Annotated in this window: 15 protein-coding genes; 3 read left to right on the top strand and 12 right to left on the bottom strand. The window is 71.6% G+C overall.

Translation table 11 applies throughout. The annotated features are described in order from the left end of the window. Positions 1 to 22: 22 nt before the first annotated feature. Complete coding sequence (locus tag OG710_RS30870) at positions 23 to 640, bottom strand: mycothiol-dependent nitroreductase Rv2466c family protein (protein ID WP_330242572.1); 618 nt, start codon at positions 638 to 640, stop codon at positions 23 to 25. 240 nt (positions 641 to 880) lie between these two features. Between OG710_RS30870 and OG710_RS30875 the strand changes: the two genes are divergently transcribed. The 3 genes from OG710_RS30875 (at position 881) to OG710_RS30885 (ending at position 3,078) form a co-directional block, all read left to right on the top strand. Then, positions 881 to 1,909 carry a methyltransferase gene (locus tag OG710_RS30875; RefSeq protein WP_330242573.1) on the top strand — a complete coding sequence of 343 codons (1,029 nt, stop codon included), beginning with the start codon at positions 881 to 883 and terminating at the stop codon, positions 1,907 to 1,909. A 62-nt stretch (positions 1,910 to 1,971) separates the two neighbouring features. Further along, on the top strand, positions 1,972 to 2,403 hold the full coding sequence (locus OG710_RS30880) for a carboxymuconolactone decarboxylase family protein (protein WP_330242574.1): 432 nt from the start codon (positions 1,972 to 1,974) through the stop codon (positions 2,401 to 2,403). Positions 2,404 to 2,421: 18 nt separating this feature from the next. Next, entirely contained in the window at positions 2,422 to 3,078 is a 657-nt protein-coding gene (locus OG710_RS30885; protein WP_330242575.1) for a sulfotransferase family protein, read from the top strand. A gap of 72 nt (positions 3,079 to 3,150) precedes the next feature. Here OG710_RS30885 and OG710_RS30890 read toward each other — a convergent pair whose 3' ends face one another. From OG710_RS30890 to OG710_RS30940, 11 genes are all read right to left on the bottom strand, one after another. Then, a complete protein-coding gene (locus OG710_RS30890; RefSeq protein ID WP_330242576.1) occupies positions 3,151 to 5,127 on the bottom strand; it encodes a multicopper oxidase family protein in 1,977 nt (658 codons plus the stop codon). 81 nt (positions 5,128 to 5,208) lie between these two features. After that, positions 5,209 to 6,960, bottom strand: coding sequence for an ABC transporter ATP-binding protein (locus OG710_RS30895; protein WP_330242638.1), 1,752 nt, complete (start codon positions 6,958 to 6,960; stop codon positions 5,209 to 5,211). 97 nt (positions 6,961 to 7,057) lie between these two features. Further along, positions 7,058 to 7,270, bottom strand: a complete 213-nt coding sequence (locus tag OG710_RS30900) for a hypothetical protein (RefSeq protein ID WP_330242577.1) — start codon at positions 7,268 to 7,270, stop codon at positions 7,058 to 7,060. Positions 7,271 to 7,325: 55 nt separating this feature from the next. Next, positions 7,326 to 8,243 (bottom strand): ABC transporter permease, encoded by a 918-nt coding sequence (locus tag OG710_RS30905; RefSeq protein ID WP_330242578.1) that lies wholly within the window; start codon positions 8,241 to 8,243, stop codon positions 7,326 to 7,328. Further along, complete coding sequence (locus OG710_RS30910; RefSeq protein WP_443064356.1) at positions 8,230 to 8,985, bottom strand: ABC transporter ATP-binding protein; 756 nt, start codon at positions 8,983 to 8,985, stop codon at positions 8,230 to 8,232. The genes OG710_RS30905 and OG710_RS30910 overlap by 14 nt, the downstream gene beginning before the upstream one ends. A 108-nt stretch (positions 8,986 to 9,093) precedes the next feature. Then, on the bottom strand, positions 9,094 to 10,200 hold the full coding sequence (locus OG710_RS30915) for an ABC transporter substrate-binding protein (RefSeq protein ID WP_330242580.1): 1,107 nt from the start codon (positions 10,198 to 10,200) through the stop codon (positions 9,094 to 9,096). Then, positions 10,200 to 11,528, bottom strand: coding sequence for a sulfate adenylyltransferase subunit 1 (locus tag OG710_RS30920; RefSeq protein WP_330242581.1), 1,329 nt, complete (start codon positions 11,526 to 11,528; stop codon positions 10,200 to 10,202). Before OG710_RS30920 ends, OG710_RS30915 begins: the two co-directional genes overlap by 1 nt. A gap of 1 nt (position 11,529) precedes the next feature. Further along, the gene (gene cysD, locus OG710_RS30925; protein ID WP_330242582.1) at positions 11,530 to 12,468 is read right to left on the bottom strand and encodes a sulfate adenylyltransferase subunit CysD; all 939 of its coding nucleotides are present in this window, start codon (positions 12,466 to 12,468) and stop codon (positions 11,530 to 11,532) included. Next, positions 12,465 to 13,055, bottom strand: a complete 591-nt coding sequence (gene cysC / locus OG710_RS30930; protein WP_443064348.1) for an adenylyl-sulfate kinase — start codon at positions 13,053 to 13,055, stop codon at positions 12,465 to 12,467. Before cysC ends, cysD begins: the two co-directional genes overlap by 4 nt. Before the next feature lie 51 nt (positions 13,056 to 13,106). Beyond that, positions 13,107 to 13,886: an alpha/beta fold hydrolase gene (locus OG710_RS30935; RefSeq protein ID WP_330242583.1), complete on the bottom strand. Its 780-nt coding sequence runs from the start codon at positions 13,884 to 13,886 to the stop codon at positions 13,107 to 13,109. A gap of 199 nt (positions 13,887 to 14,085) precedes the next feature. Further along, positions 14,086 to 14,520, bottom strand: a complete 435-nt coding sequence (locus OG710_RS30940) for a YdeI/OmpD-associated family protein (protein ID WP_111339895.1) — start codon at positions 14,518 to 14,520, stop codon at positions 14,086 to 14,088. Positions 14,521 to 14,522 lie beyond the last annotated feature (2 nt).

The following is a 14,522-nucleotide window of genomic DNA, read 5'->3' on the forward strand; positions in this document are numbered from 1 at the left end:
CCCGGCGGCGGGCCGGGCGGGCTCAGGCGAACACCGGATTCCGCGTCCGGGTGCGCTTGAGCTCGAAGAACCCGTCGGTCCCGGCCACCGCGAGCACCCCGTCCCAGAGCCGCACCGCCGCCTCCCCCCGAGGAGCGGGCGTCACCACGGGGCCGAAGAACGCCACGTCCCCCACGGCGATGACCGGGGTGCCCACATCGGTGCCGACGCGGGCGATGCCGTCCTGGTGCGAAGCACGCACCGCGTCGTCGAACGCGTCGGACCCGGCCGCACCGGCCAGGGCGGGGTCCAGGCCCGCGGCGGCCAGGGCGGCCTCGTACGTGGCCCGCTCCCTGGGCGCCTTCTCCGGATGGAACCGGGTGCCGAGTTCGGTGTAGAGGCGCGGCAGCGCCTCCGGGCCGTACGCGTGCTCGGCGGCGGCGCAGACGCGTACCGGCTCCATGCGCAGCGCCAGGTCACGGTGCCAGCGCTCGTCCAGGTCCGTGCGCCCCTCGTTGAGCAGCGTCAGGCTCATGAGATGCCAGCGGACCTCCAGCCGCCGCCGCTCCGCGACCTCGACGACCCACCGCGACGTCATCCACGCCCAGGGGCAGGTCGGGTCGAACCAGAAATCCACCGGGGTCGGGGTGTCGTGTACCAACGTCGGACTCCTCAAGGCGATTACGAGTTCGCGATCGGCACAGCCTGACAAGGGGCTTCTGATTCCCGGTCGAGTGCGAGTGGATACGGGCTCCGTCCACGCACAAGGATTTCCCGGTTGAATTTATTCGTCAATGATGCCGGAGCCGCGGCCGGTTGCGGCGGGGAGAAACATCGAATTACCGTCCGGAATCCGATTGCCGTCCGGAATCCGCGAGAAGAGAACTCTGAGGGGAAAACGATGTCCGCATCGGCCGAGGTCCGCGACCAGTCGGACTCCTACGCGCTGCTCGATCTGATCCAGGGTGCCGTCATCACCCAGGCGATCTCCGTCGCCGCCCACCTCGGCATCGCCGACGTACTCGCCGACGCACCGCTGTCCGCCGAGGACATCGCCCTTCGGGTCGAGGCCGACCCGAAGGCGGTCCACCGGCTCCTGCGCGCGCTCTGCGGCCACCGGGTCTTCGCCGTCCGCCCGGACGGACGGTACGAGAACACCGCGCTGTCCACCAAGCTCCGCGAGGACGCCCAGGACTCGATGCGCAAGTTCGCCCAGCTGATGAGCCACCCCCTGCTGCACGAGGAGTGGGGCCACCTCCTGACCACCGTACGGACCGGCGAGGCCAACCTGCCCAAGCTGCGGGGCATGAGCACGCTCGACTACTTCCACGCGAACCCCGCCTTCGCCGCCGCGTTCTTCCAGGCCTTCGGCAAGATCTCGGAGTCGGAGACCGACCCGGTCCTGGCCGCCTACGACTTCTCCCCGTTCCACACCGTCGTGGACGTCATCGGCGGCCGCGGCTACCTCCTGGCCGGGGTCCTCCAGCAGGCCCCGGACGCCAAGGGCGTGCTGTACGACTTCGAGATCGCGACCGCGGACTCGGCCTCGCTCTTCGAGGAGGCCGGCGTCGCCGACCGCTGCACCGTCGAGCACGGCAGCTACCTCGGCAAGCTGCCGAAGGGCGCCGACGCCTATCTGTACAAGCGCATCATCCACAACTTCTCCGAGGAGGACGCCCTGACCGCCCTGCGCAACGCGCGCGAGGCGATCAGCCCCGACGGCAAGCTGCTCTGCGTCGAGTACGTACTCCCCGAGAACAACGAGCCCCACATCGGCCACACCATCGACCTCTGGCTGATGCTGATGATCGGCTCCCAGGACCGCACCCTCGCGCAGTACACCGAGCTGTTCGCCAGGGCGGGCTTCGAGATCACCAGGGTGGTACCCACCACGTCGCCGATCTCGGTCATCGAGGCGATCCCGGTCTGACGGCCCCGCCCGGCCCGCCCCCTCACCTTCCCAGCGCACCGCAACCACACAGGAGAACACCGATGGCTCAACGGATGGGCAACCCCTCCCTGGTCGTCCCCGGCGCCCTGCAGCCCCTGCTCGACCTGTCCGAGGTCATCGGCAAGGTCGGCGTGCCGCAGTCGACCCTCGACTTCGTCCGGCTGCGCGTCGCCTCCCTCAACGGCCGCGTCTACACCTTCCCGACCGAACCCGAGGACAAGCGGCTGCTCCTGGTGGACGGCTGGCGGACCGAAGCCTCCTTCACCGACGCCGAGCGCGCCGCCCTGGAGCTGGCCGAAGCCGTCACCCGGCAGACCGACACCGACAGCGCGCCGTCCGACGAGATCTGGGCGAACTCCGCCGAGCACTACGACGACGTCCAGCTCGGCGCCCTGGTCATGCACATCAGCCTCGTCAACTTCTGGAACCGGGTGAACGTCGCCACCCACCAGGACGACGCGGTCTGGCGCTGAGGAAGAGGAGACTTCACCGTGCGGCTCATCAACGCCGGCCTGGGCCGGACCGGCACGACCTCGCTCCAGGTGGCCCTGGAACGACTCGGCCTCGGCCCCTGCTTCCACATGTTCGAGATCGTCGACGACGAGCAGCGCCTCCTCCAGTGGGAGCGGGTCGTCTGCGACGGCGAACGCCCCGACTGGGCGGCGCTCTACGACGGCTTCGCCTCCGCGGTGGACGGCCCCTCCACCGTCTACTACCGGCAGATCAGCGAGGCACTCCCCGGCACCAAGGTGATCCTCACCGTGCGCGACGCCGAGGGCTGGTACAAGAGCACCTACGACACGCTGTACCAGTTCGCGCTGCGGACCATGGAGCACCCGCCCGAGCCCGGCTCCCGGCAGGCCCGGCTGTTCCGCGTCGTCAACGCCCTGGTCTGGGACGGCCTGTTCGACGGCCGGTTCGCGGACAAGGACCACGCCATCGAGGTCTACCACCGGCACACCGAGGACGTCGTACGCACCCTCGGCGCGGACAACGTCCTGGTGTACGACGTACGGCAGGGCTGGGGCCCGCTCTGCGCGTTCCTCGGGACCGAGGTCCCCGACGAGGAGTTCCCGCGCGCCAACAGCTCCGAGGAGATGCGCCGGCGGATCGCCCGGGCCGCCGCCGCCGGCCCGGCCGCCGCCTGAACCGCCGCCGGGCCGGCCACTGAGCCGGCCGTATCCAGGGCCCGCGCCGATCACCGGCGCGGGCCCTCCGCGTCAGTGCCCCATGTGCGCGTGGCCGCCCGCCCCAGCGTGGCCGCCCGCCCCAGCGTGGCCGCCCGCCCCAGAGTGGCCGGCCGGCGACACCACGAGGGGCCGCATCATGTGCTGCTCGTGCTCCAGCATGTGGCAGTGGTGGACCCCCCGGCCGACGACGGGGAACCGCACCGCCACGGTGACCAGTTCGCCCAGCGTGGCGTTCGGCGCGATCCGGCCCGCGGTGCCCACCCGGATCACGTCCTTCTCCCCGAGCTCGTGCGCCTCCAGCGGCAGCGCGGCCTCGAACGCGACGGGCTTCGCCGAGCCGCGGGTGGCCCGGTCGAACCCGGTGATGTCGTAGCTCTCCCGAGACAGCACCTGGAAGTGCGACAGATGGATGTGCATCGGGTGCGGGGAAGCCGCCAGGTTGAGGTAGTTCCAGATCTCCACACCGCCGCGCGCGGCCGTGAACGCCGCCCCGTCCTCGTAGGACATCGCCGTCCTGCGCAGCGTCCGGACGGTGCCCCCCGCGTCCCGGACCTGGACGACCCCGCCCGCCGGGAACGTGAGCCCCGTCGCCTCCACCTCCTCCATCTCCCACAGCTCGGGCACGTTCCCCGAGCCGGGGCCGACCACGACCACCCACCGGGAGACGGCGTCATGGGGCACGTCGTGCCGGGAGAGCCGCTCGAACGTCGGCGAGAGGGTCTTCGGCAGCGAGAACCGGTCGGACGGCCTGCGGTCCGCGACCCGGAACTGCATCACATCGGGTTCCAGCAGGTCCTCGAGCTTGTCGGAGGCACCGGGCGTGAGGCCCTCCAGCGTGTTGACCAGCTTCAGCGCCCGCCCCCGGAACGCACCGAAGTCGACCAGCACGTCGGCGCGCTCACCGGGGGAGAGGTTCAGCGCCCCCTCGACGGCCAGCGGCTTGTCGATCAGCCCCTGGTCGGTCCCGATCACCCGCAGCGCGCCCGGCACCGGCCGGCCGTCCGCGAGCAGCATCAGCCGGTAGATCCGCGAGTTCGCGGCGTTGACGATCCGGAACCGGTACCAGCGCGGCCGGACCTCCAGATACGGCCAGACCACCCCGTTGACCAGGGTGTACGGGGCGGCGTGGGCACGCATGAGCCGCCGCGGGCCGATCATCTCCACCTTGTGGACCAGCCGGCCGGTCGGGTTGCCGGACCCGTCCACGCCGAAGTTGCGGTCGCAGAGGATCAGCGGCACGTCACGCGCGCCGTCGGGCAGGCCGAGGGCGTCCTCCTCCTCGTTGCGGGAGAGGAACATGCCCGCCAGCCCGGCGTAGACGCTGAAACGGCTCACATGGTGGGTGTGGTCGTGGTACCAGAGCGTGGTCGCGGCCTGCTTGTTCGGGTAGGCCGACAACTGCACCTCGCCCGGACCTATGAGGTTCTCCATCCAGCCGTCGTTGCCGCCGCCGGTCAGCATGCCGTGCAGATGCACCGCCGCCCACGGCGCCAGGTCCGCGACGCCCGGAACCACCTGGGTCCCCGACGTGCCGGGGTAGTTGGTGAGCGGGTCGGGGGAGCGGCCGGTGGCCGAGCCGAAGTCGACGGCCTCCACGGGCATGTTCCCCGTCAGCCGGTTCTCCCAGACGATCCGCAGCGGCCGGCCGCTGACCGTTCTGATCGTCGGCCCCGGGAAGACGCCCTCGTACGTCCACATCCGCACCGCCGGCATCTGCGAGTGCACGGTGACGTCGGCGGTGCGCATCCGGACGGTCAGCTCGTCGTGATCGCCGTGCTCGCGGGGGCGCAGCACCGGCGGAATCCGCAGCGAATCCCTGAACTTCGTCAGCTTCAGCTCGGGCGCCGTCGGCTCGGGCCCGCCGACGGCCGCGGCGGCGGCGCCCTCCGGCCGGAGGAAGGGGGCGGCGCTCGCCAGGGCGCCCAGACCGGCCACGGAGCCGTAACGCAACAGCGTGCGGCGGTTCGGCCCGGACGGCCCGGATATGTCGGAAGTCGAGGGATTCATTCGCCAGACGGTAGGGGCGGCCGCTCTCGCCGGACTCGAACCCGGCTCCAGGACCACGCGCACCGTCCCGGAGCCGGTCCGTCACACCGCGATGGGCTCGCTGTCCCGGTTGATGAGCGTCGCGTACTGGCCACCGCGCAGCAGCAGCTCCTCGTGGGTGCCGCGCTCCGAGATCCGGCCCCGGTCCAGCACGACGATCTCGTCGGCGTTGCGCACGGTCGACAGCCGGTGGGCGACCGTGATCGTCGTACGGCCCACGCTGGCCGCGTCGATGGCCTTCTGCACGGCCTGCTCCGTATGCGTGTCCAGGGCGCTGGTGGCCTCGTCCAGCACCAGGATCGGCGGGTCGCGCAGGATGGTCCGGGCGATCGCCAGCCGCTGCTTCTCACCGCCGGAGAACCGGTACCCGCGCTCGCCGACCACCGTGTCGTAGCCGTCCGGCAGCAGCGTCAGATAGTCGTGGATGTGCGCGATCCGCGCCGCCGCGTACAGCTCCTCGTCGGTCGCGTCGGGCTTGGCGAAACGCAGGTTCTCCGCGACCGTGGCGTGGAACAGGTACGTCTCCTGGGAGACGACGCCGACCGCCGACGTCAGCGTGGCGAAGGACAGATCGCGTACGTCGACCCCGTCGATCATGACGGACCCGGACGTGACGTCGTACAGCCGCGGGATGAGATAGCTGAGCGTGGTCTTCCCCGAACCCGTCTCCCCGACGATCGCCAGGCTGTGGCCCGCCGGAACGGTCACGTCGACGCCGGCCAGCGTGGGCCGCTCCGTCCCCGTGTACGAGAAGCCGACCCCCCGCATGCGCACCTCGCCCCGCAGCGCGGCCGGCTCCCGCGGCTGCTCGGGCTCGTCGATGTCGACCGGCAGATCGAGGTACTCGAAGATGCGGCCGAACAGTTCCAGCGAGCCCTGGATCTCGATCCCGACGGTCAGCAGCCGCTGCGCCGGGCGGAACAGGCTCTGCTGGAGGGACGTGAACGCGACCAGGGAGCCGATGGAGATGGCCATGTGACCGTTGTTCGAGGTCAGCCCCGCAACCCAGTAGATCGTCGCCGGCATGGAGGCGATGACGATCCAGATCGTGGACTGGTACCACAGCCCCGCCGTGGTGACCCGTACCTCGACGTCGCTGAGCTTGCGCGACTGCCGCGCGAAGCTGTCGGTCAGCGACCGCGAACGGCCCATGGTGTGGCTGAGCAGGATGCCGCTGATCGACAGCGACTCCTGCATGGTCGAGGACAGCCCGGCGAGCTGCTTCTGCCGGTTGCGGGTGATGTCGCGCCGCTGGTTGCCGACGCGCCGGCTCACCAGGGCGAACGCCGGCAGCATGAGCATGGACGCCAGCGTCAGCCGCCAGTCGAGCACGAACATGGCGGTGGTCGCGGCGATCACGACCGTCACATCGGCCAGCAGCGCCGTCGCGGTGGTCGTGACGGTGACCTGCATCCCGCCGATGTCGTTCGAGATCCGCGACTGCACCTCGCCGGTACGGGTACGGGCGAAGAAGGCCAGCGACATCCGCTGGAGGTGGGCGTACACCGCCGTGCGCAGGTCGTGCATCACCAGCTGGCCCACCGTGGCCGATATATGCGTCTGCCACACGTTGAACGTGCTGGTGGTGACCGAGACCAGGACCATGCCGAGGGCGAGCAGGGACAGCAGCCCCAGCCGGTCCTCCGGCAGTGCCGTGTCCATGATCTCGCGGATCAGGAACGGGTTGACGAGGGCGACCAGGGCGGAGCCCAGGACCAGCAGCACGACGGACAGCAACTGCTTCCGGTACGGGCGGAACAGCCCGAGGACGCGTCGCGACTGGCCGTCTTTCATCAGTGCCCGGGGGCGCGTGGTACTCAAGCCGGCGCGGCTCACCCTGGCCTCCTTCTCATTGTCGGTCGTTTTCGTTGTCACCGGAGCCGTCCCGTGCCTACTTCAGCTGCTGGACCAGTGCCGTCCACTGCGCGAGCTCCGCGTCGGACAGCGGTGCCGGGCACGGCCGGCCGGCGTACGGGCCCGCGGACTCCTCCGCCTTCCACCCGTAGGGGGGACACACGCCGTTCATCGCGAACCCCGACCAGAACAGCCCCTCCGTCAGCGTCTGCCACACGACCCGCATCACGTATCCGGGCCTCGCACCCATCTCGATCTCCATTCGTAGGGGGAACCGTCCGGGGGTCTGCCGGGCGACCGGCGCCTCAGCGCGCGGCCAGCAGACCGCGGCTGCGCAGCACCCGGCGCTCCAGCGGGCTGAAGAACAACAGGTCGATGGCGACGCCGACGACGAAGATGAGGATGATGCCGAGCAGCACACCCGGCATGTCGGAGAACTCCCGCTGGTTCTCCAGATAGCGGCCCAGGCCCGTCCCCAGATCCGGGGACGAGGCGATGAGTTCGGCGGCCATCAGCGACCGCCAGGAGAACGCCCAGCCCTGCTTCAGACCGGCCAGGTAACCGGGCAGCGCGGCCGGCAGCAGCACATGCCGCACCCCGCGCGCCCCGCGGGCGCCGAGCGTACGGCCGGCCCGCAGGAACAGCGGCGGCACCTGGTCCACCCCGGCGATCAGACCGTTGGCGATCGACGGCGTCGCACCCAGCAGGATCACGGCGTACATGGCCGAGTTGTTGATGCCGAGCCAGATGACGGCGGCCGGCACCCAGGCCACCGAGGGCAGCGACTGCAGGCCCGAGAGCACCGGCCCCAGGGCGGCCCGGACCGGTCTGATCCGGGCGACGAGCAGACCGAGGGGCGTGCCGATCGCGACCGCCACCAGGAAGCCCGATACACCGCGCCACAGGCTCGTCCAGATGATGGAGAACAGGGTGCCCTCGCCCCACAGCAGCGTCAGCGCGTGCCAGACGTCCGCCGGACCCGGCAGCTTCGTGGGACTGGCCAGGCGCAGGCTGTGGGCGAGCTGCCAGAGGCCGATGACCAGGACGAGGCCCAGGACCGGCGGAAGCACCCTCGCCCTGAGCACCTGGCGGAACCGGGCGCGCTGCGGACGGTCGGCCTCCAGCGCGTCCAGACCGGCCGCCAGTGCGCCGAGGCCGGGCGCCGGGCTCTCGGAGAAGGGCGCACGGCCGCTCGCCGGGGTTCGGATGTCAGTGCTGGACATGGCGGCGTATCTCCCCACGCAGATGCTCGGTGATCTCGATGGACAGCGCCGCGACCTCGGCGGACTCGCCCCGCAGCGCGTGCGGCAGGTCGACGCGCCACTCGCGGGCGATCCGGCCGGGCCGGGACGACAGCAGGACGACCCGCTGGGCGAGGCGCACGGCCTCGCGCACGTTGTGGGTGACGAACAGGACGGTGAGCCCGCGCTCGGTCCAGATCCGGGTGATCTCCTCGTGCAGCACGTCACGGGTGATGGCGTCGAGCGCGGCGAACGGCTCGTCCATCAGCAGCACGGTGCTGCCCTGGGCGAGCGCGCGGGCCAGCGCCACCCGCTGGCGCATGCCGCCGGACAGCTCGTGCACCCGCTTGCGGTACGCGCCGCCGAGATGCACCAGCTCCAGCAGCCGTTCGGCCTCCGGCCTGCGGTCCTCGCGCGCCACGCCCGCCAGGCGCAGCGCCAGTTCGATGTTCTTGCCGGCGGTCAGCCACGGGAACAGCGCGTGGTCCTGGAACATCAGCGACGGCCTGGTGCCGGGCACCTCGATGGTTCCGGCACTGGGTTCGTCGAGCCCCGCCACCAGATTCAGCAGGGTGGACTTGCCGCAGCCGGACGCGCCGACCAGGGTGACGAACTCGCCCGGCGCCACGTCCAGATCGATGTCGTCGAGGATGACGGAGCCCGCGCCGGGCCGGCCGAAGGCCTTGGAGACGTGCGAGAGCCGGACCGCCGGGCTGTCGTCCATGGGCTCGACGACGGGGGCGGGCTGCGGGATGCTCAGTGCCGTGGTCATTGCGGGTTCCTCCTGCGGGGGTGGACGAGGGCGCTGCGCGGAGCCGTGGGGCGCCGGGGGTCACTTCGCGTCGAGTCCGGCGTCCGCGGCGGCGGGCCGGCCCGCCGCGGCGAGGACCTTGTCGAGCAGCGTCAGGTCGACGATCCCGGAGAGATCGGGCTCGTCGAGCAGGCCCACGGCGACCGCATGGCCGGCCCCGGTCCGCAGGGAGCCCGCCAGCGGGTCGTCGGTGAAGTCGATCCCCGCCCACGCGGGGTCGAGGACGGCGGGCGGCAGCGCCTTGCCCGTGTCGGCCTTGATCCGCAGATTGGCGTCGGCCTTCGCCCGCGCGGGGTCGGCCGCGATGAAGGCGTTGGCCGCCAGTGAGCCGCGCAGCACGGCCTCGACCACGTCGGGGTGTGCGGAGAGGAACTTCTGCGAGGCGATGATGCTGGTGGTCGCGAACGCGCCGTCCGGCCACAGCGACTTCTCGTCCAGCAGGACCTTCGCGCCGAGCGCGACCAGCTGGGAGGCGGTCGGCTCGGGCACCCAGGCGCCGTCGATGGAACCGGAGCCGTACGCCTGCGGCACCACCTTGTTCTTCGTGCGGAGCACCCTGACGTCGCCCGCGCCGGAGACCGGGTTCACCCGGTAGCCCCGGCCCGCCAGATAGTGGAGCAGGGCGACGTCCTGGGTGCCGCCCAGCTGCGGGGTGGCGATCCGCTTGCCCGCCAGGTCGTCCGGCGAGGCGATCTTCTCCGGGTCGACCACCAGCTTGACGCCGCCGGAGGCCGCGCCGCCGACGATCCGCAGCGAGGTGCCGCGCGACGCGGCGTAGCCGTTGACCGCCGAGTTCGGGCCGATGAAGCCGATGTCGATCGAACCGGCGTTGAGCGCCTCGATCTCGGCCGGACCGGCGTTGAAGAACTGGGCCTTGATCCGGGTCGAGCCCAGCTCCTTCTGGAACAGGCCGTTCTGCAGACCGACCAGCGCGGTCCCGTGCGTGATGTTCGGGAAGTAGCCGATCCGCACGGTGTCGGCGGAGAGCTTCGGCCCCGAGGGCTCGACGGCCGGCTTCGCCGCGGCCGCCCCGGCGCGGGCACCGTAGCCGCAGCCCGACAGCAACCCGACGGCCGCGGCCGCCGCGACGGCCGCCGCGGCCAGGCGCCCGGTCCTCCGCCGGGGCATCAGGTCCATCCCTCCTCGCCGGCCGTTCCGGGCCCGCGCCGCGCGGTCACGAACGGCTCGCCCGCCATGCCCGCCGCGAGGGTGGTGCCGTCGTCCGGGTCGATCAGCAGGAACGAGCCCGTGCGGCGGTTGTCGGCGTACGGGTCGAGCGCGAGCGGCTCGGCCGTGCGCAGTACGACGTGGCCGATGTCGTTGACCTGCAACTCCTGGGCGCCGGGGCGCCGTTCGAGGGTGCTGATGTCGATCCGGTACGCGATGTCCTGGACCACGGCCCGCACGGTACGGGTGGTGTGCTTGACGAGGACCTTGTCGCCGATGTGCAGGGGGCGCTCGTTGAGGTGGCAGACGCTGGCCGCGACGTCCTTGGTGGGCGCCCCGGCCGTGCCGCCGGCCGCGATCATGTCGCCGCGCGAGATGTCGACGTCGTCGGTGAGCCGGACGGTGACGGACTGGGGCGCCCAGGCCACGTCCGTCTGCCTGCCGAGCGCGTCGATGGCCGCGACGGAGGTGGTGCGCCCGGAGGACAGGACAGTGACGGGGTCGCCGACCCGCAGCACCCCGGAGGCGATCTGGCCCGCGTAGCCCCGGTAGTCGGGGCGCTCGGCGGTCCGCGGCCGGATCACGTACTGGACCGGGAAGCGGGCGTGCTCCGCCCTCGGGTCACTGCCGACCGGGACGGTCTCCAGGTGCTCCAGCAGGGTCCGGCCGCCGTACCAGTCCATACGGGTGGAGGGTTCGACGACGTTGTCCCCGGCCAGCGCGGACAGCGGGATCGCGACGACGTTCTCGACGCCGAGGGAGGCCGCGTACGCGGTGAACTCCTCGGCGATGCGCGCGAAGACACGCTCCTGGTAGCCGACGAGGTCCATCTTGTTGACGGCGAGCACCACGTGCGGGACGCGCAGCAGGGCGGCGACGGCGGTGTGCCGGCGGGTCTGCTCGACCATGCCGTTGCGGGCGTCGACCAGGACGACCGCGAGGTCGGCGGTGGAGGCGCCGGTGACCATGTTGCGGGTGTACTGCACATGGCCGGGCGTGTCGGCGAGGATGAACCGGCGCCGGGCGGTGGCGAAGTAGCGGTGGGCGACGTCGATGGTGATGCCCTGCTCGCGCTCGGCCCGCAGTCCGTCGGTCAGCAGCGCCAGGTCGGGCGCCTCCTGGCCGCGGCCGGCCGAGACCCGTACGACGGCCTCCAGCTGGTCGGTGAGCACGGACTTGGAGTCGTGCAGCAGCCGCCCGACGAGGGTGGACTTGCCGTCGTCGACGGAGCCCGCGGTCGCGAAGCGCAGCAGGGTGGTGGCGCTGAGCTGCTCGGTGGTGGTGGTCATCTCAGAAGTACCCCTCGCGCTTGCGGTCTTCCATCGCGGCCTCGGACAGCTTGTCGTCGGCGCGGGTCGCGCCCCGTTCGGTGAGCCGGGAGACGGCGATCTCGGAGATCACCGCGTCCAGCGTGGTGGCGTCGGAGTCGACTGCGCCGGTGCAGGACATGTCGCCCACGGTGCGGTAGCGCACCAGGCGCCTCTCGACGGTCTCGCCGTCCTTGGGGCCGCCCCACTCGCCGGCGGTCAGCCACATGCCGCCGCGCAGGAAGACGTCCCGTTCGTGGGCGAAGTAGAGCTCGGGGAGCTCGATCCCCTCCCGTGCGATGTACTGCCAGACGTCCAGCTCGGTCCAGTTGGAGAGCGGGAAGACGCGGACGTGCTCGCCGGGGGCGTGCCGGCCGTTGTAGAGCTGCCAGAGTTCGGGGCGCTGGCGGCGCGGGTCCCACTGGGAGAACTCGTCGCGCAGCGAGAAGACGCGCTCCTTGGCGCGGGCCTTCTCCTCGTCGCGCCGCCCGCCGCCGAAGACGGCGTCGAAGCGGTGCTGCTGGATGGCCTCGGTCAGCGGCACGGTCTGGAGCGGGTTGCGGGTGCCGTCGGGGCGCTCGCGGAGCTTGCCGGCGTCGATGTACTCCTGGACGGAGGCCACGTGCAGCCGCAGCCCGTGCCGGGCCACCGTGCGGTCCCGGTAGTCGATGGCCTCCCGGAAGTTGTGCCCGGTGTCCACGTGCAGCAGCGCGAAGGGCACCGGGGCCGGGGCGAACGCCTTGAGCGCCAGATGCAGCATGACGATCGAGTCCTTGCCGCCGGAGAACAGGATCACCGGCTTCTCGAACTCGCCCGCCACCTCGCGGAAGATGTGCACCGCCTCGGACTCCAGCGAGTCCAGGTGCGTCAGCGCGAAGGGATTTCCCGATGCCTCGATCAGGCGATGGGTCGCGGTCGTCATACCAGTCCCCTCTCGGTCAGGAAGGTGTACAGCTCGGCTGCGGAGTCGGCCACCGAGCGGTTCTGCGTCCGGATGCGCAGATCCGGGTTCTCCGGCGCCTCGTACGGGTCGTCGACGCCCGTGAGACCGGAGATCTCACCGGCCGCCTGCCTGGCGTACAGGCCCTTCACGTCCCGCTGGGAACAGAGCGTCACCGGGGTGGCCACGTGGACCTCCAGGAACGGGGTGCCGCGGGCGGCGTGCCGGGCACGGACGGCGGCGCGGGAGTCGGCGTACGGGGCGATGACCGGGACCAGCGTCTTCACGCCGTGCGACGCCAGCAGCGCGGCCACGAAGCCGATCCGCTGCACGTTGGTGTCCCGGTCCTCGCGGGTGAAACCCAGTCCCGAGGAGAGGAACTCGCGGATCTCGTCGCCGTCGAGCACCTCCACCCGGTGCCCCCCGGCGCGCAGGTGCTCGGCGAGGGTGCGGGCGAGGGTCGACTTGCCCGCGCTGGGCAGCCCGGTCAGCCACACGGTGGCGCCGCGCGCGGCGGCCGGAACCGCCCGGGCGGTGTCCCCGGCGGCCAGGGTGAGAGCCGTGGTCACGGTGGTGTACTCCTGAGAGGTAGGGGGCGCGGGCAGGAGCGGCGCGGCCATTCAGGCGGCCGCGAACTCGACCAGCGTCCGGCCGAGCACGTCCATGTCGATGCGGTGCCAGGAGCCGGACAGCTCCAGACCCCGGCCGTTGGGCAGGGCCGCAGCGGTCGCCTGCGCGGCCGCCCGCAGCCAGGTGCTGGTGGCGTCACTGTTGAGGACGAGCGTCCGCGTCGGCAGCTGGGCGAGCCGGCCGGCCGGAACGGTGAAGTCGCCGCAGATGGCGATGTCGTACAGCAGCGTGTGCGCGTTCGCCTCGTTCATCGCCCAGATCGGGCCCTTGCGCCACTGCGCGACGTCGTCCGGAGTGAGCCCCAGGACGGGGCCGAGGAAGTATTCGGCCGCCTCGCCGCGCCGGTCGCCGTCCGCGAGGAGGGCCCGGAGCGTATCGGCGGAGTTCGACGGGGGCTTGGGGAACCCCTCGGGCCGGAAGAACGGCTCGTGGAGCGCCAGCCTGGTGATCGGCGTACCCGCGAACGCGGCCCGGAGCGCCAGGTTCGCGCCCGTGGACCCGGCGAACACGGCCGCGGAGCCGCCCGCCTCCTCGATCATCGCCTGGAGATCCTCGATCTCCCGCTCGACGGCGTACGAGGGAGCGTCGCCGCTCTGGCCCCGGCCGCGGCGGTCGTAGGCGTACACGGTGCAGTGGCGCGCCAGCGCGGGGACGAGATCGTCGAAGATCGTGTGATCGCGGAACGCGCCGTTGAGCAGCACGAGCGGTGGGCCCTCGCCCGCGGTGTCGTAGGCGATCGTCGTGCCGTCCCGCGAAACGACCTTGCGCATCTCGCACTCCTCTGCCGACCGGAGGTGCTGTCACCTCGCTCTGTGTCTGCAGCTTCGAGTCCGCCGGTGCACAACCGGTCGAGAACCGTTAGGGCCTGTCCGGAGAAAGCGAACAGCCGCCCCTCACGCCTCGCGGGGCGGGCCCGCGGGGCAGTGAGGAACGGCTGGTGTGCGAGGGGTGCCGGAGACCTGCTCCGGGTCAGCCCCGCAGTGCGGCGATGGCCTTCTCGATGCGCCGCCGGCGCGTCTCGGGCATCTTCGCGCTCTCGACGGCACGCACGTGCTCGCGCTTGCGGCTGTACGTGAGGTGGTCGTACGCGGCCCGGACGGCCGGGTCCTCGTCCAGGGCCCGGGCGAAGTCCTCCGGCTCCACGACGACGCGCGGCTCGGTGTCGAGCTCCAGCTCGACCTCGACCTCCTCACCGATCTCGACCTCCGCCGCACGCCGGTTGGCGTGGCTGAGCCCGATCAGGTGACGGCCGCGCAGAAAGGCGACGCGGCTGCGCCAGGAGTGCCCGTTGAGCGTGATCTTCACCGGCGGCCGCGAGCCCTCGCCGAGAGCCTCCACCACCTCCGGCGGGACCAGCAGACCCCGCATGGGCTCGGGGGGTTCGACGCGGGACAGAAACTTCATGA

The organism is Streptomyces sp. NBC_00525 (assembly GCF_036346595.1).
Classification (GTDB): Bacteria; Actinomycetota; Actinomycetes; order Streptomycetales; family Streptomycetaceae; genus Streptomyces.

Coding starts and splice junctions, on each gene's coding strand:
- OG710_RS30875 (WP_330242573.1), top strand. CDS start 881: ATGTCCGCATCGGCCGAGGTCCGCGACCAGTCGGACTCCTACGCGCTG.
- OG710_RS30880 (WP_330242574.1), top strand. CDS start 1,972: ATGGCTCAACGGATGGGCAACCCCTCCCTGGTCGTCCCCGGCGCCCTG.
- OG710_RS30890 (WP_330242576.1), bottom strand. CDS start 5,127: ATGAATCCCTCGACTTCCGACATATCCGGGCCGTCCGGGCCGAACCGC.
- OG710_RS30895 (WP_330242638.1), bottom strand. CDS start 6,960: ATGAAAGACGGCCAGTCGCGACGCGTCCTCGGGCTGTTCCGCCCGTAC.
- OG710_RS30900 (WP_330242577.1), bottom strand. CDS start 7,270: ATGGGTGCGAGGCCCGGATACGTGATGCGGGTCGTGTGGCAGACGCTG.
- OG710_RS30905 (WP_330242578.1), bottom strand. CDS start 8,243: ATGTCCAGCACTGACATCCGAACCCCGGCGAGCGGCCGTGCGCCCTTC.
- OG710_RS30910 (WP_443064356.1), bottom strand. CDS start 8,985: ATGGACGACAGCCCGGCGGTCCGGCTCTCGCACGTCTCCAAGGCCTTC.
- OG710_RS30915 (WP_330242580.1), bottom strand. CDS start 10,200: ATGCCCCGGCGGAGGACCGGGCGCCTGGCCGCGGCGGCCGTCGCGGCG.
- OG710_RS30920 (WP_330242581.1), bottom strand. CDS start 11,528: ATGACCACCACCACCGAGCAGCTCAGCGCCACCACCCTGCTGCGCTTC.
- cysD (WP_330242582.1), bottom strand. CDS start 12,468: ATGACGACCGCGACCCATCGCCTGATCGAGGCATCGGGAAATCCCTTC.
- OG710_RS30935 (WP_330242583.1), bottom strand. CDS start 13,886: ATGCGCAAGGTCGTTTCGCGGGACGGCACGACGATCGCCTACGACACC.
- OG710_RS30940 (WP_111339895.1), bottom strand. CDS start 14,520: ATGAAGTTTCTGTCCCGCGTCGAACCCCCCGAGCCCATGCGGGGTCTG.